Source organism: Alteromonas confluentis (genome assembly GCF_001757105.1).
GTDB classification, from domain to species: domain Bacteria; phylum Pseudomonadota; class Gammaproteobacteria; order Enterobacterales; family Alteromonadaceae; genus Alteromonas; species Alteromonas confluentis.
On sequence record NZ_MDHN01000029.1, the window covers coordinates 81424 to 107016 of the forward strand.

21 protein-coding genes are annotated in these 25593 nt (G+C 47.3%); 10 read left to right on the plus strand and 11 right to left on the minus strand.

What is annotated here, in order from left to right; genetic code table 11:
* The first annotated feature begins 3 nt into the window (after positions 1-3).
* The 3 genes from BFC18_RS12095 to BFC18_RS12105 all read left to right on the plus strand — a co-directional run bounded on the left by BFC18_RS12095 (position 4) and on the right by BFC18_RS12105 (position 5658).
* The gene (locus BFC18_RS12095; protein ID WP_070125814.1) at positions 4-1170 is read left to right on the plus strand and encodes a flagellar assembly protein T N-terminal domain-containing protein; all 1167 of its coding nucleotides are present in this window, start codon (positions 4-6) and stop codon (positions 1168-1170) included.
* A gap of 152 nt (positions 1171-1322) precedes the next feature.
* Complete coding sequence (locus BFC18_RS12100) at positions 1323-5003, plus strand: chemotaxis protein CheB (RefSeq protein WP_070125815.1); 3681 nt, start codon at positions 1323-1325, stop codon at positions 5001-5003.
* Entirely contained in the window at positions 4975-5658 is a 684-nt protein-coding gene (locus BFC18_RS12105) for a chemotaxis protein CheB (protein WP_070125816.1), read from the plus strand. Before BFC18_RS12100 ends, BFC18_RS12105 begins: the two co-directional genes overlap by 29 nt.
* Before the next feature lie 57 nt (positions 5659-5715).
* Here BFC18_RS12105 and BFC18_RS12110 read toward each other — a convergent pair whose 3' ends face one another.
* From BFC18_RS12110 to BFC18_RS12120, 3 genes are all read right to left on the minus strand, one after another.
* Positions 5716-6459: a sugar-binding protein gene (locus tag BFC18_RS12110; RefSeq protein WP_070125817.1), complete on the minus strand. Its 744-nt coding sequence runs from the start codon at positions 6457-6459 to the stop codon at positions 5716-5718.
* Positions 6460-6621: 162 nt separating this feature from the next.
* Entirely contained in the window at positions 6622-7908 is a 1287-nt protein-coding gene (locus BFC18_RS12115) for an ammonium transporter (protein ID WP_070125818.1), read from the minus strand.
* A gap of 215 nt (positions 7909-8123) precedes the next feature.
* On the minus strand, positions 8124-11912 hold the full coding sequence (locus BFC18_RS12120) for a hybrid sensor histidine kinase/response regulator transcription factor (protein WP_070125819.1): 3789 nt from the start codon (positions 11910-11912) through the stop codon (positions 8124-8126).
* A 58-nt stretch (positions 11913-11970) separates the two neighbouring features.
* On the opposite strand from BFC18_RS12120, the gene BFC18_RS12125 reads away from it, so the two are divergent.
* Positions 11971-12150: a hypothetical protein gene (locus BFC18_RS12125; protein WP_070125820.1), complete on the plus strand. Its 180-nt coding sequence runs from the start codon at positions 11971-11973 to the stop codon at positions 12148-12150.
* On the opposite strand, the gene BFC18_RS12130 is transcribed toward BFC18_RS12125, so the two are convergent.
* From BFC18_RS12130 to BFC18_RS12140, 3 genes are all read right to left on the minus strand, one after another.
* On the minus strand, positions 12147-12653 hold the full coding sequence (locus tag BFC18_RS12130) for an HAD family hydrolase (protein WP_070125821.1): 507 nt from the start codon (positions 12651-12653) through the stop codon (positions 12147-12149). The genes BFC18_RS12125 and BFC18_RS12130 overlap by 4 nt on opposite strands.
* Positions 12654-12757: 104 nt before the next feature.
* Positions 12758-14014, minus strand: coding sequence for a Y-family DNA polymerase (locus tag BFC18_RS12135; protein WP_070125822.1), 1257 nt, complete (start codon positions 14012-14014; stop codon positions 12758-12760).
* Positions 14002-14418 (minus strand): S24 family peptidase, encoded by a 417-nt coding sequence (locus BFC18_RS12140; protein ID WP_070125823.1) that lies wholly within the window; start codon positions 14416-14418, stop codon positions 14002-14004. Before BFC18_RS12140 ends, BFC18_RS12135 begins: the two co-directional genes overlap by 13 nt.
* Positions 14419-14518: 100 nt before the next feature.
* On the opposite strand from BFC18_RS12140, the gene BFC18_RS12145 reads away from it, so the two are divergent.
* A complete protein-coding gene (locus tag BFC18_RS12145) occupies positions 14519-14812 on the plus strand; it encodes a YebG family protein (RefSeq protein ID WP_070125824.1) in 294 nt (97 codons plus the stop codon).
* Positions 14813-14861: 49 nt separating this feature from the next.
* Here BFC18_RS12145 and BFC18_RS12150 read toward each other — a convergent pair whose 3' ends face one another.
* The 4 genes from BFC18_RS12150 to BFC18_RS12165 form a co-directional block, all read right to left on the minus strand.
* Entirely contained in the window at positions 14862-16442 is a 1581-nt protein-coding gene (locus tag BFC18_RS12150; RefSeq protein ID WP_070125825.1) for a methyl-accepting chemotaxis protein, read from the minus strand.
* A gap of 193 nt (positions 16443-16635) precedes the next feature.
* Positions 16636-17661 carry a sensor histidine kinase gene (locus BFC18_RS12155; RefSeq protein WP_070125826.1) on the minus strand — a complete coding sequence of 342 codons (1026 nt, stop codon included), beginning with the start codon at positions 17659-17661 and terminating at the stop codon, positions 16636-16638.
* Between the two features lie 620 nt (positions 17662-18281).
* Complete coding sequence (gene ppa, locus BFC18_RS12160; RefSeq protein ID WP_070125827.1) at positions 18282-18815, minus strand: inorganic diphosphatase; 534 nt, start codon at positions 18813-18815, stop codon at positions 18282-18284.
* A 182-nt stretch (positions 18816-18997) separates the two neighbouring features.
* Positions 18998-19975, minus strand: a complete 978-nt coding sequence (locus BFC18_RS12165) for a class 1 fructose-bisphosphatase (RefSeq protein ID WP_070125828.1) — start codon at positions 19973-19975, stop codon at positions 18998-19000.
* Positions 19976-20275: 300 nt separating this feature from the next.
* Here BFC18_RS12165 and mpl point away from each other — a divergent pair, with 300 nt between their 5' ends.
* Genes mpl through BFC18_RS12185 form a run of 3 tightly spaced genes read left to right on the plus strand, consistent with a single transcriptional unit; the run spans position 20276 to position 23120 of the window.
* A complete protein-coding gene (mpl, locus tag BFC18_RS12175; RefSeq protein WP_070125830.1) occupies positions 20276-21625 on the plus strand; it encodes a UDP-N-acetylmuramate:L-alanyl-gamma-D-glutamyl-meso-diaminopimelate ligase in 1350 nt (449 codons plus the stop codon).
* 47 nt (positions 21626-21672) lie between these two features.
* A complete protein-coding gene (locus tag BFC18_RS12180; protein WP_070125831.1) occupies positions 21673-22296 on the plus strand; it encodes a flavin prenyltransferase UbiX in 624 nt (207 codons plus the stop codon).
* Positions 22297-22316: 20 nt separating this feature from the next.
* On the plus strand, positions 22317-23120 hold the full coding sequence (locus BFC18_RS12185) for a S1/P1 nuclease (RefSeq protein ID WP_070125832.1): 804 nt from the start codon (positions 22317-22319) through the stop codon (positions 23118-23120).
* 65 nt (positions 23121-23185) lie between these two features.
* On the opposite strand, the gene rraA is transcribed toward BFC18_RS12185, so the two are convergent.
* Positions 23186-23671: a ribonuclease E activity regulator RraA gene (rraA, locus tag BFC18_RS12190; protein WP_070125833.1), complete on the minus strand. Its 486-nt coding sequence runs from the start codon at positions 23669-23671 to the stop codon at positions 23186-23188.
* A 302-nt stretch (positions 23672-23973) separates the two neighbouring features.
* Between rraA and BFC18_RS12195 the strand changes: the two genes are divergently transcribed.
* Both BFC18_RS12195 and BFC18_RS12200 read left to right on the plus strand, forming a co-directional pair.
* A complete protein-coding gene (locus BFC18_RS12195) occupies positions 23974-24495 on the plus strand; it encodes a phosphatase PAP2 family protein (protein WP_070125834.1) in 522 nt (173 codons plus the stop codon).
* 1 nt (position 24496) lies between these two features.
* Positions 24497-25564, plus strand: coding sequence for an MJ1255/VC2487 family glycosyltransferase (locus BFC18_RS12200; protein ID WP_070125835.1), 1068 nt, complete (start codon positions 24497-24499; stop codon positions 25562-25564).
* The last annotated feature ends 29 nt before the right edge of the window (positions 25565-25593 follow it).

The window sequence follows — 25593 nt, forward strand, 5'->3', positions numbered from 1 at the left end:
CTTATGTTTCGTGGTTTTCCTTTAGCCATACTTTTCGTTCTCTCTGCTATGTCGTTTGTTTCCCGCGCCGAATGGGTACAGGGAGAAGCCTCTCTGATGGTAAAAGATGCGCCATTAGATGACGTTAGGTTAGTTGCAATAAAAAATGCCATTGCTGATGCGTCGTTTAAATCAGGCAGTGTGATCACCGCAGAAGATGTGGTATTGAACGGGCTACTGGTAAGCAGCAAAGCTGAAATTCACTCTACAGGTCGTATACAGCGGGTGGAAATTATTGATGAGACAATAACCGAAGGCACATTGCATGTGGTGGTTAGAGTAAACATCACGCCACTATTCTCTTGTGAAAGTGATAAATATCATCGCTCGGTGCTGGTTACCCAACTTCAGCTTTTACGCCCCCGGCAGGCAGCCTATGGCGATATTTATGACTTCGGCAACCAAATCAGCAAGCGCTTCGAGCAGCAATTACTGCGGCAGCAACAGGCCATGAACGTGCAGCTACTAGATAAAGCGTTTGCTTCAAGAGCGGCGTTTAATTCTCTGACTCCACAAATCATTTATGATAAAGCCTCCTACCTTGCACAAACCCAGGGGCGTCAGTTCGTTATCTTCGGATATATACGTGATATCAGCTTGTTCGAGCAGTTTGATATAACGGATGATGACGAAAGCGCGCTAAGAAGAAACTTCACTCTGGACGTGTATGTGGTGGATGCTTATCGAAGCTCACTGCTTTTCCAGGAGAGCTACCATTCAGAAGCCGACTGGAATTATCCGGAAGGCCAGCAAGTAGACACCAACAACAGCCTGTTCTGGCGCAAAGACTACGGCAGAATTGTGTTAAATACGGTGAATGCAGCGGTAACGGATATCGCCAATATCATTACGTGTGAACCTTCCGTTACGCAAGTCGCAGACAAACTCGAAGATAACCTGGTAATCGGTATGGGGGCTGCCGATGGCGTGGCAGTAGGCGACACCTTTGCATTACTGAAAACTCGCACGCTCAGTCGCACCAATACCACTGGCCTGACAATCCAGTATCCGCTGGAGAATGTGCTGTTTAGTGTAAGCGCAGTCAATGCGCACGGTGCTGTTCTTGAAACCAGTCAGAAGGTGAACAGCACGATTGCCGATTTGTATGATTTAGTCACCCCCCATCCATAGTTAAATGCAAAAGTATCAGCATCATTTTTTGTCTGAATACTCAGCAAAAAGGTGAGTCAGCAGTTTGTCATGCACTCGGCCGTTTATGATGGATCTCGTTAAACTAAATGATAGTATTAGATTCATATTTTCTTGTTGAACATGATATTTAGATGACTACAAGCTCTGATGAAAAAGCTTATTACTGGGTGGGGATCGGTGCATCCGCGGGCGGACTCGAACCTATCCAAACCCTCTGCGAGCAGCTGCCAAACGATGCAAATATGATTTACATTGTGGCACAGCACCTCTCGCCTAAACATGAAAGTAAGCTTACTGAGCTGGTTCAGCGGGAAACACGCCTGAAAGTGCAAACCATTACCAACGGTATTGAGGCACAACCGAACACGATTTACATCACGCCGCCAAAATATGATGTTCGGGTTAAAGGAAAAAAGATTTATCTCTCTGAGTTGGATTCCGCCAACTTTGCGAAGCCTTCCGTTAACACCTTATTTGTCTCACTTGCTGAAGAAAAGCGGGAGCATGCCATTGGTGTTGTATTATCTGGAACCGGTTCAGATGGCGCGCACGGAATTAAAGTGATCAGAGCGTCAGGTGGCGTAACCTACGCACAAGACCCAACCTCTGCCGGATACGATGGCATGCCACGCGCAGCGCTAGACACCGATTGCGTTGATTTTGTACTGAATCCGTCAGATATCGGCGTTCATCTACACGACCTCAGCACTAAACTGCCCCGAGATTTGCAAATCAAAATCGAAGGTGAAGAGGTTCAGGATAGATTCCTCGAACTCATTAGTATTGTCAGAAAGCAGTGCGGCGTGTCTTTCAAGCATTATAAAAAGGCTACCTTGCAACGACGCATCGAACGTAGAATGCTGGCGCGGAAGGTCGACAGCTTCTCGGAATACGTCGATTTGATTCGTGACGATAGCGAAGAGGTGCGCCTGCTTTACAAAGACATTCTGATTTCCGTTACTAACTTCTTCCGCGACCCCAATACTTTTAGCCAACTTGCGCCAATGCTTGAGTCGATTAAAGACAGTAAGAGTAATGGCGATCCTATTCGATTGTGGGTGGTAGGCTGCGCAACCGGTGAAGAAGCCTACAGTTTAGCGATTATGCTGTGTGAGGCACTCGGTGGCGTAGAGAAACTGAGTAGCGAAGAGCACCAAATTTTCGCATCGGATGTCGACACCGATGCGCTCACCGTTGCTCGCCGTGGTATTTATAGCGAAGCATCCATGGCAGATGTACCGCAGCAGTTCAAAGAGAAGTATTTCCGCAAGAAAGGCAATGCTTATGAAGTGATTGATGAGATCAAGCGTATTATCTTGTTCTCCGGTCACAATATCATCGATGATCCACCGTTCCTGCGTATCGATCTCATTACCTGCCGCAACCTGCTTATCTACTTCGATCAGGAATTGCAGAAAAAAGTGTATCGTATATTCCACTACTCCTTGCGAGACCGTGGACACTTATTCCTGGGCAAATCTGAAAGTACCTCTCAGGTTACGGATATTTTCCGTGCCGTTAATTCACAGGAAAAGATTTTTCAAAAACGAAGCGTGTCTTCCTATAACCCGCAGCGTTTTCATTTAAGTGGAAAGGCGTCGGTTAGACTAACTGAAATGCCGGCAAGAACTACGGATACCAGCCAGCCTCCGCAACTACCCGACGCCTTGGTAGAACAGCTTGGCGATGCCTGCATTCTGATAAACGATAACCTGGATGTAGAACATACTTATGGTAATAGCACCAACTACATCAAGTTTCCGAAAGGAAAGCCGTCGTTTAACCTGAGTGAAATCGTGCTGGAAATGTTCAGACACGAAATTCGCCCACTGGTTTATAAAGTCACCCGCACGAAAAAGCAGTCTGAAAGTCAAATACGCCGCATGACGATTGATGGCAAGAAGTATCAGGTTAAAATGAAGGTGCTGCCGGTTCAGATTGAGGAGCAGGACGAAAAGTTTCTGTTGGTCTGTTTCGAACGCTCAGCTGAAGCCATCAATGAATCGACTGCGGTTATTCTTGACGAGAGTGCTGCGCGCATAAAAGAGCTTGAAGACGAGCTATCTATGGCTCGCGAGCATATTCAAACCGTGGTGGAAGAACTCGAAACATCAAACGAAGAATTGCAGTCGATGAACGAAGAGCTGCAATCGTCGAACGAAGAGTTACAATCTTCCAACGAAGAACTGGAAACCACTAATGAAGAGCTTCAATCTACCAACGAAGAACTGGTAACAATGAACGATCAGCTCAATGACAAAACCACGTCGCTTGAGCAAGTGACCAATGAGTTGGTCAACATTAAAAACTCTCTGGCTTTCCCGTTGGTTTATCTTGATAGCAACTACACGGTTGTACGAGCCAACAAAGCTGCCAAAGCAACGTTTAAGCTAAATTCCGATTTGGACAACTTTAACGAGCGTATCCGCGAGCGGTTCGACGGCGTTAAAGTGCGTGATTTGGTCGATGGCGTGACTGATTCCGGTAAAGAGTTAACCGTCCCTCTGGAAGGCGAAAACGTATACTACAGCCTCCAGGTTACTCCTTACTTTTCAACTAACAACAAAGTTGAAGGCGCTATTTTCAGCTTTATCGATAACACCGTGCTGGTTAATCATCAACACGAGCTCGACGAAAAACGTGAGCAGGCGCAACGTGCTAACCTGGCAAAAACGGAGTTCCTGGCGAATGTCAGTCATGAAATCCGCACCCCGCTAAATGCAATTGTCGGTGTGAACGAGGTGTTCGGCCTTAGCGTTGACGACGATTCGAAGCGAGAGCGATTACTTAAGATCCTCGACAACGCTACCCGCAAACTAAAAGATTTGCTCAATGATCTGCTCGATTTTGCCAAGTTGGAATCAGGCCAACTATCGCTTGAACACACGGAGTTTTCACCGAAAGATTTAGTTGAAGATTTAATTGAGCTTTACGCAGTTGATAACGACAGAGAAGACCGCAAAATCTCAGCGAACTTCAGTGAAGATCTGCCCGATGCATTTATCGGCGACCCGTTGCGAATACAACAAATTGTCACCAATCTGCTGTCCAATGCGATTAAATTTACCGAGTCAGGAAGTGTCAAAGTGTCTCTTAGTGGACATTGGGATAGTGGTGTTTATCGCCTGCTGCTCAAAGTTACCGATACCGGCATCGGTATGTCGGAAGAAAACCTGCAGCAGATTTTCGAGAAATTTACCCAGGCGAATTCCAGTATTGCACGACGCTTTGGCGGGTCTGGATTAGGTCTGTCGATCGTTAAAGAGTTAGTGGCGCTGATGGCCGGCACGATTTCTGTTTCCAGTAAAGAGAATGCGGGCACCACCTTTACTATCACACTGCCACTGCAAACGCCCAAAGCCGTTATGGAAAAACGCCCCCAGTCTGACAAGCAAATTAGTAAGTTAGCCACCGCCGACGATACCCGCGTTTTAGTTGTGGAAGATAACGACGCTAACGTCTTTATTCTTACTACGTATCTGGAAGAACTCGGCCTGACCTACGATGTTGCAGAGAATGGCGAGCAAGCGCTAGAACAGGTAGACAAACAGCACTACGATGTCATTTTGCTAGACTTGCAAATGGACGTCATGGATGGCTTCGAATTCTTTGAAGTGCTGACCACAGAGAAGCCCGACATTGCGAGCAAAACAGACGTAATCGCAGTCTCGGCCCACGTTCACCAGGATATCATTGCACGTTGTTTAAAAACCGGTATGAGCGATTTTTTGCCTAAGCCCGTAGAAATAACCAACTTACATGAAATTCTTTTAAGATACCTGAATGGAAGAAACACCAAAAACGAAGATTAGGTACCCTGAGCCAGGCCCGGTTTATTTTATCGGTGCCTCTCTTGGCGGTGTAAAAGCGTTTATCTCTCTGGTAGAAAAACTACCCGATGATTTTCCTGCCCCTGTTTTTTTGTTGCTGCATCGAATTAAAGACAGCGACAAGAAAGGCGGCGATATGCAAATGGTATTTCAGGCGAAAACCCAGCTTACCGTGAAAAATGCGGAAGACGGAGAAGTCGTTCGCGGTGGTCACATTTATCTGCCCCCCGACAACCTGCACATTGGCGTAGAGGACAATCGCATTCGCTTTTATGAAGAGCCTGATTTTTCCTACTGGCGCCCTTCTATCGACTTTTTGTTTAAGTCGGCGGCAAAAGAATACACTGAACGGGCTATCTGTATTCTGCTTACCGGAAACCTTGATGATGGAGTTGCTGGCCTGCGTGAAACGTCTGCACAGGGTGGCATCACTGTGGCACAATCGCCAGAAGACGCTTACGCACCTTACCTGCCATTAAATGCCGTGCTCAACGACCACCCATCACACGTGTTGCCGCTGAATGATATTCCTGCACTGATGTGCGAACTGGCGCAGCACCCATTTTCGAATGATCAAAAAAAGGTAGCCGAAGAGTCTGCTGTTGTTGCCCAACAACTAAAAAGCCGCCTGAAGTAAACTTCTGGCGGCCTTGTTGTATTCGCAGAACGCGTATGCATATCCTGTCATTCAGGACTATTTTGTCAGGGTGATTTTTCCAAATACCGACGCATCGATATAACCCAAATTTTTACTGCCATCTACTGGCGTGATTTCGTGTGAGCCGACGAAATGTTCACGTTCCGGACTACCGTCGTTATCACAGTAAGCCAACATAAACCCCATTACTTTGCCTTCGCTAAGCGTAACAGGTTTACCCGGTTTCGCCGTGGTAAAGGAATCGTCGTAAATGTCGATAGCCACTTCCCAGGTAATGGTATATGGCGCTGCTTCAGCGCGATGCAACACACTCGTCACGTGGTCGTTTAACAACACCACGCCGTCATTATCGCCTTTGTCGCCAAAGTCTGCTGCATTGCCGTCTAATGCAATATGATAAGCAAACGCATTGTAGCTGTACTGATGGTTGCCGCCAGACGCATCTTCATCGATAAAGACTTCAAGAGCATCATCGTCCCAGTACTTATCTTTAGGATCAGGATGCGTATCTATCAGCACGTCATCGAGCATTTCCACCAACAAGTAGAGCTTACCTTCATCCCATGCCAGTTTAAAACGACCAGAAAAATCTTCTTTGGAGGGCATAGTGCCCACCATCAAATGCTCTAGCGGGTACCACTGTGCCGTTTCCCAAACAGCATCATCGGCAGCCCCGTTAACCACTACGCCGTCTTTTGCAAAGCTTGCATCCATGGCCAACGCCACGGGAGACAGTAAACTCAAGCCTAATGCAGACAGGGCAAACAAATTCGTTTTCATAAGTATTCCTTGAAGAAGAAAGCGTTAACGTTATCGGTAACATTTCACATGATTTTTACACACTGAGGTTGGAATGTGAACTGCTATCGTGCTGAGGAGTTTGGGTTGATGTGCTACAAGAACATGATTACCGCCCAGAGACCCCGGGCGGCAGATTGTGTATTACAGATTGTAACCACGCTCTTCGTGGCTGGAAATATCCAATCCTTTTTGCTCAACTTCTTCGCTCACGCGTAAACCATTTGTAAGCACCGAGACAACTTTCAATAGCAGCCAGGACACCACGGCCGTATAGGCGAATACCGCAACAATGCCGATCAATTGCACTGTTAGCTGTTCGCTGATTGACGTGTTATCACCACCAAAGCCGTAGCCGCTGAATATCCCCAAATCGGGTGAACAGAAAACACCGGCCAGAAAAGTGCCCAAAATACCGCCGACACCGTGTACGGGAAATACGTCTAACGAGTCGTCAATTTTCCACTTCTGTTTGATAAGGTTTGTGCAGTAGAAGCACACCACACCGGCAAGCAGACCAATCACCAGACCCGCCGCTGGGCCCACATAACCAGATGCTGGGGTAATTGTACCCAAGCCAGCTACCATGCCGGTAACAATGCCCAGTACCGATGGCTTGCCGTATTTTTTCCATTCAATGGTCATCCACGCCAGTGAACCGGCTGCCGCACTGATATGCGTGACCAGCATAGCCATGGCCGCATCGCCATTCGCCGCTACAGCACTACCACCATTAAAGCCAAACCAGCCAACCCACAGCATACCGGCGCCGGCTACCGTCATAGTGAGGTTGTGCGGAATTAGGTTGGCACTGCCGTAACCCAAACGATTACCTACAACCAGCGCAGCCACCAGTGCGCCCACACCTGCAGTAATATGTACTACCGTACCGCCAGCGAAGTCCAGCAGGCCCATCTGCGCCAGCCAACCGCCGCCCCACACCCAGTGGCATACCGGCAGATACACCAGCACCAGCCACACCAGCGCGAAAATCAGTACCGAGGAAAACTTCATACGTTCAGCGAAACCGCCCACCATCAGCGCAGGCGTAATAACCGCAAAGGTAAGCTGGAACATAAAGAACAAGACCTCAGGGATGGTACCGGAAAGGGTGTCTTTGCCCACACCATCTAAGAACATTTTTGAGAAATCGCCGATGAAGCTATTCCCTTCACCAAATGCCAGGCTGTAACCGGCAATCAGCCAGATAAGCGATGCGCCACAGGCAATAGCAAAGCACTGCATCAGCACCGAAAGCACGTTTTTGCTGCGCACCAGGCCGGCATAGAAAAATGACAGGCCCGGTAAGGTCATGAACAATACCAGTGCGGTGGAAGTGAGGATCCAGGCGGTGTCGCCAGTGTCGGCAGACGCCTGAGCAAACGCCGGGTACGGCAAGAGTAAAGCAACAGCTAAAAGCCAGTTACGCATATTGATGTCCTGATTGTACTAAATGAATTTGGATTTATTTGTGCCGTGGTGGCGTCTTTTTATGTCCGTATTGTAGGCCGCATGCTGCAATGGTCTCTGCCCTGCTATTCATGCCTTCCGGTCGCGCTTGTTGGTTTTATTGTTGCGAGACGCACTTTTTACCAAATATACCGGGGGGAAACGTATTAGTAAAAAGTATAAATTAGTGGAAATGCTTAAAGTTGGCTTGTCCTTCGCACAGGCTTTACGTTTTCCTGCTGATATTGTGTGGGGGTCATGTCGAGCACATCACGAAACACGCGACTGAATTGAGAAGGCGAAGAGAAGCCCACTTCTAGTCCTACCTGAGTAACCTGCATACCTTCTGCCAGCATCTGCTTTGCCTGATCCAAGCGGAATTCTTTCAGCAGCTCGTTAAACGTTTTATCAAATATTGCTCGAAGTTTACGGGAAAGCTGTCTTTCACTCACCGCCATTTCGCTGGCCATAGCTGCTCTATTAAAGCTTTCTTCTGTGTAGTTACTTTCTAAGGTGTTAACGAATTTAAAATAGAAGTTCTGATCTTTTTCATTCACAAAATCAGGTAGAGTTGGCGCTTCATCATCAGAGTTTTCTGTACTCACCTCGACGATTTGGATCTGCTGTCTTTCAAGCACGTTCCTGATTCGTAGCAGGAGCAGCTCAGATTCCACGGGTTTCGTTAAGTAGCTATCAGCGCCGGCTGAAAGCGCATCGCGAATACTCTTAGGGTCGCCAAATGCCGACATGACTATGACTGGTATGCGAAGCTCGTCAAACTGCTCTCTTACCTTCACAATTAATTCCAGTCCATCCATACCCGGCATTTTATAATCTGTGACGATGAGATCGGGTCGCATGCGAGATGCAATCTCTAACGCTTGTCTGCCTGACCCTGCGACTAAGCAATGATAATGGCTTCTGACTTGTTTATGTAGGTAGTGACGCAACTCATCGTTATCGTCGACAATCAAAATGAGCTTGTCTTCCAACGGCGGCGTTAACATGACATCGTAGTCCGGACGTTCTGGCTCATTCGCGGCGACAACCGAATTTTCCTCACTTTGCTGATATTCCGTATTAATCAAGGGCAACCAAATGCTTACGCTAGTGCCTTCATCCAACGATGACTTCAATTTGATATGGCCGTCGTTAACGTTGACCAATTCTTTAACCAGTGCAAGTCCGACACCCACCCCATCTTTACTTTTATCCAGTTGCGCATAACGCTCGAAAATTTTCCCTTTCATATCATCGGGAATACCTTGCCCATTGTCGCTAACTTCAATGAGTAATTGCATCGAACGCTCACTGATCTTAACCGTGATATTGCCCCCCACGTGGGTATATTTCACCGCATTAGAAACCAAGTTACTTAGTATTTTTTCGAGGGAATCCTCATACAGCAGAATTGATTTTCCGGTAGAACACTTGACTGACAATGTCTGCTCTTTGGCTGCTGCAAATGGCTTAAGATCGTAGGTAATTTTGGGGATATCGTGGTCAAGGTCGTAAAGCTGTTTAGGTCGACTGCGCATATAGTCGAGCTTTTCCAGCTCAAGCATCTGATCGACCAACACCTGAATGCGCTGCGCGTTGCGATTTGCCGTATCAAGTAGTTCAGGCACTTCAGCATCAGCGGGGGATTTCATAATTTGGCTTATCGGGCCAACCACTAGAGCAAGCGGTGTGCGGATTTCGTGAGACAAATTGGCCATAATTCTCTGCCTTTGCCCCAAAACATGATTTAGAAACTCGCCGCTGTTTTCTAATGCGGTATGTTTCTCATCCACCAGCTTGGATAGCATCTCCCCCTGCTCGCTGACACGATGAAGGTAATTGCGATACCCCAGATAGCTTAAAGCCATCAGCGCAATAATATAACCAATCATCGCCTGCCAAGTACGCCACCATGGTGGGAGAATATGAAGTGTCACTAGCGTTTCGAGTTGCTTAGCGTAGCTACGTGGATCGCTTACCCTTAGGGCTATTGTGTGAGTACCTGGCGATAACGTACTAAGATCGTGATTTATATAAGTACTCTCAGACGATACCCAATCACCTTCACCTGACAGTAAGTACTCAAGCTTCAGATCATGTCGTAATATGTAGTTATTTATAAAGGCATACAGCATGACCTCTCTATCACCCTGAACAAGGTCATAAACGTTGTTCTCCGCACTCTCTATGACTTTGCCTGATTTTTTATCTATAACTCTAATCACAGCAGAGCTAGCGCGTCTTTGCCTACTATCTATTCTATTTGCAAAAGCAGAGCTATTCACACGGTAGTTATAAATATCCCCGTCTGTGAAGATTGCATACTTAGCGGCGACTAACCCCTTATACTCAAAATCGATATCTTTAACACCGTCTGACTGATTTAGCACCATCCAGTCGCCTTTGATGTTTTTGAAAAAGAGCCCTGAGTTTGTTGCGATCCATAAAGTACCTGCGGCGTCAGAAGTACCACTTCGGATATATTTCACTCGGTGACTGGAACTTAATTCTTCTGTTGAAATGGTTCCCGAATCAAGGTCAAGTAGGAAAAGCCCCCGTGTTTTCGAGCAGAGATAGATTTCTTTTTTACCTGAAAAGAAGAAGCAATCGAATTTTAGTGTGTTTGCCAGATCTATGGGAAGTTTACGCCACGATGTTCTGGACATTTGAACATAGATTTCACTTGTCTCGGATAGGGCATAAATTGCACCTGATTCACTTATAGTTATATCCTGAATCTCAAAATCTACGTCTAGTTGGTCTGTTCTTTGCCACTCACTGTTGTAAATATGAATGTTGCTCTGACTATTATTTACAGCAACAGTGAGCCAATCATTTTCACCATAAGCGCTAACCAAGAGATGCTGCTTTTGACAAAACGGCTTTTCAACTCCTATATCGCAAACTTCATCTATCTGTTTACGGTAGAGTTTTGTAGATGAAATGCTATTACCATCGACTATTCTGCCCAAAGCTCGGGTGAGCAAGCCACTGTTCTGTTCACTTGTAGTAATTGCATCAAAGAAAGTCGGAATGTAGATCAGGCCTTTCTGAGACGATGCGATATAGATATCACCATCTTCCGACTCAGTCGCAGATGTAATTGTACCTATTTCCTGATCATCCCATAAATTTCTGACCCACCGAACAGCCTCAACCTTGGTTTTTGTTAACTTTGAAAGACTATTTCCAACAAGCGTAACCGTGTCATCAATAGATGTTACCAGTTTGATATTTTTTAAAGGCCTGTCCGCAGATCGATATATTTCGGGTTCAAATAGCTTTGAACCGGAATAGACCCCTTCCGGACCTACTACATGGTATACATTACGATGGTGGGCAATATGAGATACTGTACTGAGGCGAGGCCAGTATTTTTCAATTTCATACTCATCAAACTTAAATGATGAGTCTTGTGCGTGCAAAACATCGCTGCCTTCGATAATTAGCGTATGTTCCTTGTTAGAAAAGATATAAGGGAAGCCATCGAATTTTCGTTTAGTTAGCCCATCAATTTTACGAACAATTTCTGAGCTTCTTTTATCATAAATCAAAACACTTCCAACCGTCAGAACGAGTAGTGTGCTTCCGGTATCGTGAACTTGCCAAGCGGATTGAAAAGCCTCACCTTGTTCAAGTTTCTCTATCGCACCATCTCTTCTTTTGAGAAAGATACCAGTACCATAGACAGTCAGCCAAATATCCCCTTCGACTGTTAGCTCTAAGTCAGATATATAGCCGGATGTGAGATAAGGGAGTTCAAATCTTTCTGCTTCCTCTCCTGCTAAGCGAAAGAGGCCATTCTCAGCTCCTAGCCAGAGTCCGTCCTCAGCATATTCAATGTCACGAATTATGCCCGTTGAGAACCCGTCAAAATAGACATTTGCATCTTTCCAATAATGGTTCGCTTGAACCGGCCAAATAACTGTGCATAGAAGGACAAAAAGAATCAATGTCCCTTTTTGATAAAAGCGCGTCCGTTCCATGACTGCGTGTCCGCCATATTTTATGAATAATTTTTGAAGGTTTTAAGAGGATAAAAGAATGGATAAATTAGTTAAAGGCAATATTCACGAACTTAATACTAAAGAATGTAAAGTAGTCATGGGAGGCATAAGTCAAGAACACCTATTTGAGTATTTAGCTATAGATAAGCAGGGCATAGCATTCATGCCCGAGATACCTGATAAACCTGATTGGCCAAAAACCGGAAATCAAAACTAAACCAATACCCACCTCATCCCTGCATTTTCCGCAGCAAGCTGGTCGTAAATATAGTCCCCCACATACAAACACTGTGCGGGGGCTATTTGCCATTGCTCGGCTACCATTAGTAGTGCGGTGGGGTCGGGTTTAGCGGGGGCGCATTCGCGGGTAAGCACGTTAGTGATGGGAATGTTGTTGTTGGTAATTTTGATGTCTGAAGCTTGGCGGCAGTTGCGAGTGACTATGGCCATGGGCAGGTTGGCCTTTAGTACAGCTTCTACCATCGCTTTACCGTTGTCTAGCCAGCGGGCTTCTCTGGCGTCGGCGAGTTCGTGGTCTAAAATCACCTGATGCGCGGCTTTTTGCTGATCGTTATCGGGCAGGTTATCGATGAAGGTAAGAATGTCTTCATCTTGCGGGCAGCCAATGGTTTTGCGCATGGCGGTGAAATCCAGTGACGATTCCACCAGCGTGCCGTCTAAGTCAAAGATCACGCCTTTTATGCCTTCAAGGTTCAGCATTCCATTCACTCCTGCCTGTGGTTTATCAATTTAAACACTGAGTATACCTTTGAATTCAGTCATCTCTATTAAACTTGGGGAAACCTGCTCGCAACAGGGTTGTACTAGCACTTGCACTGAGGGATGTGCTGCCAGTTGGTGGTGTAGCGTGGTGACAGGTACGCCCGTTTCATGCGCCACTGCTGATTTTCCCCTTTTGCTGCTACGCCAATGGTACTGCTGCCATAACGCGCATTTATGGCATCCATGCAAGCCATAAGTTTATTGTTTGTGGGGTTCTCGTCGAACAGGTCGGGTTGCTTTACATCGTCGTCCTGTACTTCTATCGCGCCCACGCCACACTTATGAAACTGTACGCCGGCGCAATACAGCGTATCAGCGGCTTTACTGGCGGCGGCCACCAGTTGGCAAGAATCAGCAGTGGCGAAAGCAAACTGGTGTTGCACGGCCTTGTGATAATGACCACTGGCAGCAAACGGGTTGGCATGAGCAAACAGGGTCAGCGTTTTTACACTACTGTTTTGCCGCCTGAGCTTTTCAGCTACCCGCTCGGCATGCCAGCACAATGCCTGTCTAAGACTTTGAATGTCGGAAACGGGCTGTCCGAATGCGCGGGTGGCGTAAATCTGCTTTTTCTTCGGCCGGTATTCTTCCCACTCCATACAGCGGATGCCATTCAGTTCTCTTATCGTGCGCTCAATTTCCACGGAAAAGCGCTTACGAATGGATTTGGCATCGGCGCAGGCAAAATCCCACGCTGTCTGCATGCCAGACTGTTCCAGCTTTTCGCCAATACGCAGCCCTATTCCCCACACATCTTGCGGTGTCATTTGTTGCAGTGTGCTTTGAATGCCTGTGCGGTCGGCCAACACAGCAATGCCTGACTTGTCGCCCAAACGTTTTCCAGCATGACTGGCCGCTTTGGCTAAGGTTGGTGTAAGACCAAAGCCCACGCCGACAGGCAATCGCAATTGTTCCCATACGGCTTTGCGAATACGTTCGCCATAAGCATACCAGCCTTCTTGCGGCTGCCAGTTATCGAAATACAGGAAGCACTCATCGATAGAATACACATGCTGATGGGGCGCAAAGCCGGCAACCACCGCCATCATTCGATTAGACAAGTAGTCGTACAGTTCATAATTGGATGACCGCACAACTGCACCGTGTTTTTCAAGAAACTTCTGTACTTTGTAATAGGGCCCGAATTTTTTCACGCCAAGTTGTTTGGCAATATCGCACAGCGCGCAAATACAGCCGTCGTTATTGGTAAGCACCACAACAGGCTTATTACGTATGGACGGGTCGAACACCTTTTCGGCTGAGGCGTAAAATCCGTTGGCATCGACTAACGCAAACATTTGCGTAGCATCCTGGTATAGCGGTGCATGCGCACAGAGCGCACCACAATGCCCTCTTCCTCAAACACGTCCCCCTCGCTGAGTACGTAAGGATTATGACCCTTACCCGGTGAAATAAGCACCATAGATTTACGGTCGAACAGCTTGCACACGAAAACACCGTTGAGGTTTGCCACTACTACATCTAACGATGTGGGCGCAGCTGAGCGATCAACAATAAGCAGATCACCGTCAAAAATGCCCACCCCCGTCATCGAGTCGCCCTGGGCCTGACCAATAAAGGTGGCCGTGGGATGATCGATAAGCAGGGCGTCGAGATCCAGCCCGAGCTCTCTGTACTCCGCCGCGGGCGATTCGAATCCGGTAATACCGGCTTGTGCGACAACAGGAATAATTCTCAGCATAGGTCAAAAAATAGTTGCTCTTCATACTGTTTATTTATACAGTAATTACGAATCGAGTAACAATTAAATTTCACAACGCGCAGACTTTCGGAGAACCATCATGGCTATTACAGTGCAATATGTTGTTTCACATAAAGGGGTAGAGAAACTGGTGACTACAGATAAAAAGGAAGCCGATCAGTACGATAAGATGCTGGATGCCGCCGACAATATCGCCACCTACATAGGCGCGAAAGGTATTAAGCTAGATGAAGAATTGATTGAAGATTTGTCAGTTATGCTGGCAAAAAATAAAGATGCGCTAACAAAACTGCTTAAAGGCGCTTCTGCCGATGATGTACTGGAAAGCGAATCCGCTGAAGTGGTAAAGCTACAGGCCAATAGCAAAAGCTAACGGCCTGTTACTAACGCCCGGGCGCAGCGATAGGCGTGGGTACGTCGAGTCAGACAATATTACTTTTGCTCGCAAACCGGGTAATGACGGAATACACCTCGGTAACGGTATTACGAAGTTTTTGGCTAGCATCCAGCGAAGACTCTGAAGCCCGCTGGGTGTCTTTAGCACCATCAGCAATCTCAACAATTTGCTGATTAATATGCTCAGCCACCGAACTTTGTTCTTCCACCGCTGATGCCATTTCAAAGGTTTGATCGGCAATAACACTCACAGCAGAGTTAATTTCAGACAGGGTTTTGCGGGTATCTTCTACGATATTCGCACCTTGCTCCGCAGACTCCATACCATCGTTAGACACCCTGACTGCCCTTTCAGAGCGTTCGGCCAGTACATGTATAATGTTGTGAATTTTGTCGGTAGACTCCCGCGTCTTCGAAGCCAGAGAACGTACTTCGTCGGCTACCACGGCAAAGCCTCGTCCCTGCTCCCCTGCCCGTGCAGCTTCAATGGCAGCATTGAGCGCCAGCAAATTCGTTTGTTCTGCGATGGTAGATATCAAGCTGGCCGCTTCACCAATGTCGTTGGTTGACTGCGCAAGTTCCTGTACCGTTTTTGAGATTGAGCCCACAGCCTGTTTCAGCGACATAATCGCGCTTAAGGCGTCGTCTGCTTTGCGATTTCCTTCTTCCACATTTTTTGATGCCGAGCGCGCACTTTCAGCGTTCATATCAACTCTTTCTGACACGCTTTGAATGGCTTGTGACATCTGATTCACCGCAGAAGCAATATTCTGCGTAGCCTCGTTTTGCTGCACCACTGCTGTACTGGTAATTTCTGCCTGTTCATGAGTTGTGTTGGCTATCACGTCCAAACCACCTGCTGCATCCTCAATGCGTGCCAATGCCGTGCGGCTTCGCGCGAGTTCACAGCCCAAAACGAGTTTAGCTCTGGCTTTGTTTCCGTAATCAGCAAAATAGGTTTGCGCAACCAATGGGTTTGAATAACTCTCCGGCGAGAGTGAAATGATACTTAGCCAATCCTGCTTATTTTGGTGTGCCATCCAAAGTGCGCAGAGCACGAATCCAATTAGCCCCACTAACGCGGGTAGCAGTCCGGCTAACAGTAATAGCCCGCAAACTGTCGCCGCCCCTACAATAAAAAAAGGCAGATTCGACTTGATACAGTGAACAGTGAGTTCACCCATCGACGTACTTGACTGGTCTGCGCGCAAGCGGGCATAACGAAATTCCGCTCGGTCTATCTCGTGCTGCAAGGCGGGTACCCGTACCGACTCGTAGCCAACAATTGCTCCGCTTTCAAATACCGGTGTTACGAACGCAGATACCCAATAGTGATCGCCATTTTTGCGGCGGTTCTTCACTAATCCCATCCAGATCTTGCCGGCAGACAATGTCTCCCACATTTCCCTGAAAACATCAGGGGGCATATCGGGATGTCGAACAAGATTGTGGTTTTTCCCAATGAGTTCATCACGCTCAAAGCCACTCACCTCAACGAATTCATCATTGCAGTGAGTAATAATCCCGCGCTTGTCGGTAGACGAGATAAGGCGAAACTGTTTGGGAATCGAGTAAAGCTTTTGAGTAACCGGCTGATTATTTCGCATGTTTCTGAATCATATCCCTATTGTTTCAAGATAGATTAAATATCGTTAAGTAAACCTTAGTGCAAATTACAACTAATAGGTAATTGACCCGATAAAAAAAACTATTCCTGATTATAAAGGGCATACAAGCGATTGAAAATCGCAGAATTTATAATTATCTATGACCACAATGATGTAAACCCCAGATAAACGCTCAGCTAAGTGGGAAGTTAAGGGTCACCGTGGTACCAACACCTTCAGTGCTGTCTATGTTGATCCAACCGGTGTGAGACTCCATCAAAGCTTGCGCTACAGACAGGCCGAGTCCGGTTCCACCACCGGGGGGCTTGGTTGTAAAGAAGGGAGTAAAAATGAGTGGTTTATGTTCAGGCTTTATACCTTCGCCGTTATCCTTAATATAGATTTTCAGTGCTCCCGGCATAATGGAGGTGGCCACCGTAATTGCACCTTTCTTCCCACAAGCATCCACGGCATTTTCAATCAGCGATTCTACAACACGCTTAATTTGCTTGCGGTTAACTTCAATGCCTTCATGTGTGAGGGTGGGCATCATCTCAAGGCTAATCGACGATGGTAATTTGTGAATAATATCTTCAACGCAGTATTGCAATAAGTCGTCAATTTCTTCCCACCGTTTTTCAACGGTGACTGGTGAGGAAAATATTTGCAGTGACGATACTATCTCAGCAATACGACTCGCTCCCTCAAGAGAGGACTGTTGGATGTCGTCCAACATTTCACGCACGTCCGGTAGCATGTATTTAAGCTCAAGATCACGAGGTAAGTCTTTCAATTCAGAGTCCGACTGCACTATCTCGCTTTTGAGTTCATCCCAAGCCTCAAACAGATCTTTAAGCATATGGCCCTGAATCTCACAGTTACTCTTAATAAAGCCGATGGGATTATTGATTTCGTGAGCAATACCCGCTGCAAGCTGACTAAGAAGAGTCATGCGGTCTACCATACCTGCCTCATGAAAATTAGCTTGTGAAGCAGTATCTAACTTCGCCGCTTTTTCTTCGGGCAAGTGAGTGAGTAAGTGCTGATAAATTGCGCGTGTTTCACTGAGGGCTTTACGCAAATTCTGATTGGCCAGGTAAGCATCCCGAGAGTAGTTGTTCAGCATGTCTTCAGCTGCCACTCTGGCAAGTTGTTCTCGGCTCAGCTTGCGCTGCAATACGGCTATTTGCTGTTGAAGCTTACTGATTTCTGAACTCACATCACCCTCCGGCAGCCGCGCGACTTCGTGCGGCCGTTACAATTGGATAAGACAACGGACGTCCTGAACACAGCCAGGCGCGGCACAAGATTGTCAGACCATCTACTACTTCTAGCACAAATTACAACATACGCCCCACTTTTCCAATCGAGCCAGTCTAATTTCATCGTCTACAAACATGTGTGCTGGCCGCGAATTGATCACGCTTGTATTTCGATCCGGATCAGAGTAATTGATCGCCAACAACCTGTGGATAACTTTGTGTATTGTTTGTATACATAGCGTTGATGAGATTGAATCAACCGCTCTGCAAGCCGCATAGAGAAGCCATTCAACAGCCGTCAAGACCCTATATGACAAGGTGTCGATCAATTCAGCAGATATAAATAGTAGAAGAAGTAACTATAGCCTTTGGCAAATACAACAAAAGTTGTGCCTGTGGAAATTGTCAAACTGTTTGTGGATCGCTGTTTCGGAAAAGTCTGGAAAATGCAAGCTAAAATGCCGATCAGATCGGATCTTTTTCGTGTTTACAATACAACCCGATCAGGATAACCAGAGATAAAAAAGCCCGGCTTACCGGGCTTCCAAATACTTAAGCATAAACATGCGTTGAGGGCTTATTCGCCTTCTTGATAACGCTTAGCGCTAGATACGATTTCAGCTTTTGCTGCTTCAGCATCTGCCCAACCGTCGATCTTAACCCACTTGCCTGGTTCCAGATCTTTATAGTGAGAGAAGAAGTGCTCAATTTGCTGCTTAGTCAGTTCTGGCACATCGTTGATGTCTTTAACGTCACGATAAATGGTAGACAGCTTGTCTACTGGCACTGCCAGTACTTTTGCATCGGTACCAGACTCGTCGGTCATGTTCAGAACGCCAACAGGACGACACTTGATGACAGAACCGCTAATGATTGGGAACGGGGTCATAACCAGTACGTCAACCGGGTCACCGTCTAAAGACAGTGTGTTGTTCACGTAGCCGTAGTTTACCGGATAGTGCATGCAAGTAGCCATGAAACGGTCAACAAACATTGCACCGGTGTCTTTGTCTACTTCGTATTTTACCGGGTCAGCGTGAGCTGGGATTTCGATGATGACATTCACCACTTCTGGCATATCTTTACCAGCTGGAACGTTATTAAGGCTCATGAAATAGTCCTTTGGTTTGCTAAATTAAAATAGGATTTTTCCGGGAAAGGAAACTTATTTATTCCCTTTCCCGGCGAAATCGCCGCCTAAGTATACGGTGACTCCGGACAAATAAAAACTGCTTACGACCCATGTCTTAAGCAGCTTTCGTTATTTCTCGTTATTTCTTAGCTGAATAGAGCCTATTCAGCTTTGTTCTGATAACTCAGACAGGTTTCCACTTCTTCTTTGGAACCCAAAATCACCGGTACTCGTTGGTGAATTTCTGTTGGCATGACTTCCATAATACGACCTGTTCCGGTATCGGCCATACCGCCCGCCTGCTCCATCAGAAACGCCATCGGGTTGGCTTCATACAACAAACGAAGCTTACCGGCTTTCGACGGATTACGGTTGTCGTACGGATACATAAAAATACCACCGCGACACAGTAAGCGGTGAATATCACCCACCATGGCTGCTACCCAGCGCATGTTGAAATTCTTTTCGCGTGGACCATCAGTACCGGCCAGCAAATCTGCGATGTACGCTTTCATTGGCGCTTCCCAATGACGCTGATTCGATGCGTTGATGGAAAACTCTGACGTTTGCTCTGGCACCTGCACATTGGGGTGCGTCAGCAGGAAACCACCATGGGTTTTATCCAGCGTATAAATGTGGGTACCGCGACCTGTGGTTAACGCCATCATAGTAGACGGGCCATACAGCACATAACCGGCAGCGACCATTTGCGTGCCTGGCTGCAGGAACGCAGAAGGGTCATCCGCTTCCATCCACTGTGGCGCATGAGCGATTGAAAATATGGTACCAATCAGACTGTTAATCTCAGTATTCGATGAGCCGTCTAACGGATCAAAGCTCACCAGGTAATTCCCTTCAGGGTTACATGGCACAACCGTATCTTCTTCTTCAGACGAAATCGCTTTAACGTAACCCGAGTCGCGCAATGTATCTTTCAGAATTTGGTTGGAAATCACATCCAGCTTCTTCTGCGTTTCGCCCTGTACGTTTTCACTCAACGTGGAACCCAGTACACCTGCCAGTGCGCCCTGACTTACACGGAACGAAATTTCCTTACAGCCCGCAAGCAAAGTACGGATAAGCAGGATCAGTTCGAGGGGAGCGCCGTCTTGTTGAAGTTGAGAATTTAAACGTTTCATTGTGTGCAATAGCCTTTTTGATTTATGTAGGGTAACGACTGAACGCAGCCGGGCATTCCCGCCCGTCTTTGGCGAACAAATCAGAACTGCAGTGGTTAGTTATTATTATTGGAAATTAAACATGATTTCGATCATGTTTTTATTTGTACAGCAGCAGTTAAAAATGATTGTAACCGCGAATGCCGCTCAGGGAAACGGCTTATTCACAGATTGGCTTTTACTCCTGGTCTCAACGCTCATGTTGGCGCGCACGGTAGGAGTTCTGCTAAAGTAGCGCTCTTAATTGGATACAGGATTTTTATGCACGTTCATATTCTCGGGATCTGCGGCAGCTTCATGGGTGGTATTGCCGCTATCGCCAAATCACTGGGCCACAAAGTTACCGGCTCAGATCGCAACGTTTACCCCCCAATGAGTACGCAACTGGAAGCACTGGGCATAACGCTTACCGAAGGCTACGATACTGCGCAGTTTGAGCCAGCACCGGATATGGTGATTATTGGTAACGCCATGTCGCGGGGAAATCCTGCCGTTGAATATGTACTGAATCGCAATCTGCCTTACACCAGCGGCCCACAGTGGTTGCTCGATAACCTGCTCACCAGCCGCTGGGTTATCGGTGTTGCGGGCACCCACGGGAAAACCACCACTTCAAGCATGGTGGCATGGATTCTCGAATATGCCGGTCTCAAGCCTGGTTTTCTGATTGGCGGTATTCCGGAAAACTTCGGTGTATCGGCACGCATTGGCGAAAGCCCATTCTTTGTGATTGAAGCAGACGAGTACGACAGTGCCTTTTTCGACAAGCGTTCCAAATTTGTGCACTACCGCCCGCGCACGCTAATACTGAACAACTTAGAATTTGACCACGCTGACATTTTTCCCGATTTAGCGGCCATTCAAACTCAGTTTCACCACTTGGTGCGCATGGTACCGCAAAACGGCCTTATCCTGTCTCCGCAGCATGACGAAGCACTGAACGACACATTGCAGAAAGGCTGCTGGTCAGAGCAACAGTTTGTTGGTTCTGACTGGAAAGCCGAGCTGCACGCAGCCGACGGCAGCCGATTCGATGTGATGTATCAGGGCGAACTGGCTGGCACGGTAAATTGGTCGCTGTTAGGTCAGCACAATGTTGATAATGCGTTGATGGCTATCGCTGCGGCCCACCACGCAGGTGTAACGTTAAGCGATGCAATCGCAGCACTGGGCACGTTTAAAAACGTGAAGCGCCGCATGGAATGCAAAGGCTCGGTAAACAACATTACCGTTTATGACGATTTCGCTCACCACCCCACTGCCATTACCACCACGCTGGCCGGCCTGCGCAATAAAGTAGGTAACGCACGCATTATCGCTGTACTTGAGCCGCGATCGAACACCATGAAAATGGGCGTACATCAACATACTTTAGGGAATAGCTGGCAACAGGCAGATGAAGTCATTGTATTCGAGCCTGCAGGGATGAACTGGTCGCTTAACGAGATAGCCGAACACAGTGAAACGCCTGCTTACTGCTATCATGATGTAGAAAGTATTGTGCAAAAGGTGGCTGCTATCAGTCAGCCGGGCGATCACGTTTTGGTAATGAGTAATGGCGGCTTTGAAGGTATTCATCAGCGATTACTAGACGCCCTTGGTAGCAAATAGATTCACTGGCAAAGCACCAAGACACAGAGTTAATCAGAGGTTTTTACATGACGACGAATACCGTCACGCTAGCGATTACTGGCGCATCGGGCGCGCCCTACGCATTGCGGTTACTGCAGATCCTGGTCAAGGCAGACTACGACATATTCGTGCTGATATCATCAGCAGCGAAGGTGGTTTTCGCCACCGAAGAAGAGGTTAAAATTCCCTCTCGTCCTGAAGATGCTGCCGCGTTTTTTAGCGAGCGATTTGGTGCTCGCGAAGGCCAGATCACCGTTTGCGGTAAAGAAGAATGGTTCTCCCCAGTAGCATCCGGCTCCGCGGCACCAAAGAAGATGGTAGTTTGCCCCTGCTCTACCGGCACTTTGTCGGCCATTTCCGTGGGCGCAAGCGACAACCTTATCGAGCGCGCTGCAGATGTAGTGCTAAAGGAACGCGGACAGTTAATTCTGGTTACCCGGGAAATGCCCCTTTCAACGATTCATCTGGAAAACATGCTAAAACTGTCACAAATGGGTGCCACAATTATGCCTGCGTCTCCAGGCTTCTATCATAACCCACAGAAAATCAGCGACTTGGTTGATTTCGTCGTGGCCAGAGTACTCGACCACCTGGGCATCGACCAAACACTCATGATGCGCTGGGGCTACCACCACACTAACGACAAATAACAATTTTAAGAGGAACCGATATGCAGGTGTTTGCAAAACGGACTGTTGCACTTTCTTTTTGCCTGGCATCCACGCTGGCAACCAGTTTGCCGGCATTTGGCTGGGGACAAACCGGTCACCGGGTTACCGGCGCTATTGCTGAAAACCATCTTTCACCCGCAGCGAAAGCGGCTGTAGTAAAACTGCTACCCCATGAATCACTGGCAGAAGCCTCCACGTATCCTGATGAAATGCGTTCTAATCCGAGTGAATTCTGGCGCAAAATTTCGCCGCCCTGGCACTACGTTACCGTACCCGAAGGCCATGAGTATCATGAGGTGGGTGCACCAGAACAAGGCGATGCTTATAGCGCGCTACAGCACTACACAAAAGTGATTAAAGACCCGCAAGCCAGCCGAGAAGATCGTCGGGTTGCGTTGCGCTTTATCGTACATATTATCGGCGATTTACATCAGCCTCTACACGCAGGTAACGGCACAGATCGCGGTGGAAACTCAGTAAAAGTGCGTTTCTTCTGGGAAGACAGCAATCTTCATTCAGTTTGGGATTCGGGCATGATTGATTCAAAAAATCTGTCGTACACAGAGTGGACCGACTGGCTGGATAGAAAAATTACCGCTAAACAGGCCGAAGAGTGGCAAGAACTTGACCCCAATGTCTGGATCAAAGAAAGCACTGAAATTCGCGATACTCTGTACCCGGAAGATGCGAACAACATGTCTTACGACTATGTTTACGACTTTCTACCGGTAGCCAAAACCCGCTTACAACAAGCTGGTGTGCGTATTGCAGCGTACCTGAATAACGTATTTGCTAAGAAATAGCGTTAAAAAAACCTTCCGGGCACGTGCGCGGAAGGTTTTTCAATACTGAGGCGTTAACGCTCAGACTAATCCAAATCAAGCGGCTCCGGAGACAGAATAACGCCAGTGCTGTCTGCATACAGATGATCTTCAGGTAAGAATGTCACACCACCGAAATTAACCGGGATATCCACTTCTCCAACGCTTTCTGACTCGGCATTAACAGGAATAGAAGCTGCGGCAAGAATACCGATGTCCATATCTGCCAGTGTATCTACCTCACGAACACTCCCGTATACCACAATGCCTTCCCAGTCATTATCGATGGCAAGCTGGGCAGAAGCGGCATCGACCAGCGCACGACGGGTAGAACCGCCACCGTCAATCAACAATACCTTTCCTGCACCCGGCTGAGCCAATACACGATCGATAAGACCGCGATCTTCGAAGCACTTAATCGTTGTGACTTCGCCGCCAAACGAATAACGCCCGCCATAACTGACGAACATAGGGTCGACCACGTCTACGCTGTCTGCAAATAAATCGCATAATTCAGAGGTGTTATAGTCCATCGCTGTGCCTTATTGCTGATGAGAGAAAGGGAGGTGCTGGTTGTGAAACCGATTGTAAACTCGTTATACGCAGCAGGCCGGAAAACCGCCCTATTTATGTAAGCTTAAAAGCATACAGCGTATTAACAGAAACTATTGTTAGCATAGCATTATTTACTGTAATAAAAACACCTACCCCGCTTTTATCAGGCACAAATATTTCCCGCTCACCCCCCTGTCACAAAGGTTTCTTTTTTCTGTCACCTGCGGTTCACAGATCGCGATTAGCTTAGTTCTTAACCAATATTATGTAGGCCAAGGCTATGCTAAACCGGAAATCCTTGACCAAAGCCGATACTGATTTGTTCTACTGGCTTTATCGACGAACACAAAAACGAAACTGCACCGCAATTGTCTGGTTGTCAAAAACCGGCGACGGCTACCTGTATTTTGCCATTGGATTATTGCTCTGGGCGTTCGAGCCTGAATTCGGTGAACTGTTTTTGTATACGGCGCTTATGGCTTACGCATTGGAACTGCCCGTTTATGTGGTGCTTAAACGTATGTTCAAGCGCCCGCGTCCTTGCGACTTTCTGCATAATCTGAACGCGCACGTCACGCCATCAGATAAATTCAGCCTTCCCTCTGGGCACACTGCAGCAGCTTGGCTGATGGCCAGTATTGTCGCGCACTTTTATCCGCCATTCGCTGTCGTTGCTTATAGCTGGGCAGCATTAATTGGCTTATCCCGCATTCTTCTGGGCGTGCATTATCCAACGGATGTCATTGCCGGCGCGTTGCTGGGCCTTACCATTGCATCTGCGAGTCTGACTATTCTGGGGTAGTATGAGAATTCTCTATGGTGTACAGGGCACCGGTAACGGTCATATCGCGCGTGCGCGAATTATGGCGGCAGCGTTTGCCCATCGTGATGATTTTCAAGTTGATTTTGTTTTTTCAGGTCGCGACACCGACAAATACTTCGACATGGATGTGTTTGGAAACTACCGCACCTTCCAAGGGCTAACCTTTATCACCAGCCATGGCAGAGTAGACAACATTGCCACGGTTAAATCGAACAATTTTAGCCAGCTTATTAAAGACGTGCGTCATTTTGACGTGTCTGGTTACGACCTGCTGATTAACGATTTTGAGCCTATCACCGCTTGGGCAGCGAAACGTGCAGGGCTACCGTCTATTTCAATTAGCCACCAAGCCTGTTTCAGTTATCCGGTACCTAAAGCCGGTGATGGCGTGCTTAACAAGCTTATTTTGAAATATTTTGCCCCCACGCAAGTACAACTCGGCGTGCACTGGTTTCACTTCAACCAGCCCATTGTGCCTCCCTTTGTCGCCGATGAACGTATCGCCCGGCCAACTAAAAGCCATGTGTTAGTTTATTTGCCCTTCGAGCATATCGACGATATTCGCCTGATGCTGGAACCTCTCACCGAACAGCAATTTATTTGCTATCACCCAGCAATAAAAGGGCATTTCCAAAATCGCCATATTAGTTGGCATCCACCATCGAAAAAAGGGTTTCAGCACGACCTGCAACATTGTAATGGAGTGATTGCCAATGGCGGCTTTGAATTGTCTAGCGAAGCACTCCACCTAGGTAAGAAGCTGTTGATCAAACCACTACACGGGCAGTTCGAACAGTTATCCAACGTGCTGACACTGGATAAAATGGGTTTGTGCCATACCCTGTTCCAGCTCGATACCGACATTGTGGAAGAATGGCTCGACGCCCCAGAAAACGAAGCAATTCAATTCCCGCAAGACCCATCACTACTGATTAACTGGCTGAAAAATGGTGACCTGCATGATACCCAAACCTTGTGCGACGCACTGTGGGCAGAGGTACAATATGGCGATAAAACCAAAGAGCGATTATTGGCGCTTGCAATTTAGCACCGCGGTGCCATCATAGCAGCAATTTC

Excerpts from the sequence above, each read along its gene's own strand:
- BFC18_RS12120 (WP_070125819.1), bottom strand. The coding sequence starts at position 11,912 with ATGGAACGGACGCGCTTTTATCAAAAAGGGACATTGATTCTTTTTGTC.
- BFC18_RS12200 (WP_070125835.1), top strand. The coding sequence starts at position 24,497 with ATGAGAATTCTCTATGGTGTACAGGGCACCGGTAACGGTCATATCGCG.
- BFC18_RS12165 (WP_070125828.1), bottom strand. The coding sequence starts at position 19,975 with ATGAAACGTTTAAATTCTCAACTTCAACAAGACGGCGCTCCCCTCGAA.
- BFC18_RS12150 (WP_070125825.1), bottom strand. The coding sequence starts at position 16,442 with ATGCGAAATAATCAGCCGGTTACTCAAAAGCTTTACTCGATTCCCAAA.
- BFC18_RS12135 (WP_070125822.1), bottom strand. The coding sequence starts at position 14,014 with ATGTTTGCGTTAGTCGATGCCAACGGATTTTACGCCTCAGCCGAAAAG.
- rraA (WP_070125833.1), bottom strand. The coding sequence starts at position 23,671 with ATGGACTATAACACCTCTGAATTATGCGATTTATTTGCAGACAGCGTA.
- BFC18_RS12185 (WP_070125832.1), top strand. The coding sequence starts at position 22,317 with ATGCAGGTGTTTGCAAAACGGACTGTTGCACTTTCTTTTTGCCTGGCA.
- BFC18_RS12195 (WP_070125834.1), top strand. The coding sequence starts at position 23,974 with ATGCTAAACCGGAAATCCTTGACCAAAGCCGATACTGATTTGTTCTAC.
- BFC18_RS12115 (WP_070125818.1), bottom strand. The coding sequence starts at position 7,908 with ATGCGTAACTGGCTTTTAGCTGTTGCTTTACTCTTGCCGTACCCGGCG.
- BFC18_RS12095 (WP_070125814.1), top strand. The coding sequence starts at position 4 with ATGTTTCGTGGTTTTCCTTTAGCCATACTTTTCGTTCTCTCTGCTATG.
- BFC18_RS12105 (WP_070125816.1), top strand. The coding sequence starts at position 4,975 with ATGGAAGAAACACCAAAAACGAAGATTAGGTACCCTGAGCCAGGCCCG.
- BFC18_RS12100 (WP_070125815.1), top strand. The coding sequence starts at position 1,323 with ATGACTACAAGCTCTGATGAAAAAGCTTATTACTGGGTGGGGATCGGT.
- BFC18_RS12180 (WP_070125831.1), top strand. The coding sequence starts at position 21,673 with ATGACGACGAATACCGTCACGCTAGCGATTACTGGCGCATCGGGCGCG.
- BFC18_RS12145 (WP_070125824.1), top strand. The coding sequence starts at position 14,519 with ATGGCTATTACAGTGCAATATGTTGTTTCACATAAAGGGGTAGAGAAA.
- BFC18_RS12110 (WP_070125817.1), bottom strand. The coding sequence starts at position 6,459 with ATGAAAACGAATTTGTTTGCCCTGTCTGCATTAGGCTTGAGTTTACTG.
- BFC18_RS12130 (WP_070125821.1), bottom strand. The coding sequence starts at position 12,653 with ATGCTGAACCTTGAAGGCATAAAAGGCGTGATCTTTGACTTAGACGGC.
- mpl (WP_070125830.1), top strand. The coding sequence starts at position 20,276 with ATGCACGTTCATATTCTCGGGATCTGCGGCAGCTTCATGGGTGGTATT.
- ppa (WP_070125827.1), bottom strand. The coding sequence starts at position 18,815 with ATGAGCCTTAATAACGTTCCAGCTGGTAAAGATATGCCAGAAGTGGTG.
- BFC18_RS12140 (WP_070125823.1), bottom strand. The coding sequence starts at position 14,418 with ATGCTGAGAATTATTCCTGTTGTCGCACAAGCCGGTATTACCGGATTC.
- BFC18_RS12125 (WP_070125820.1), top strand. The coding sequence starts at position 11,971 with ATGGATAAATTAGTTAAAGGCAATATTCACGAACTTAATACTAAAGAA.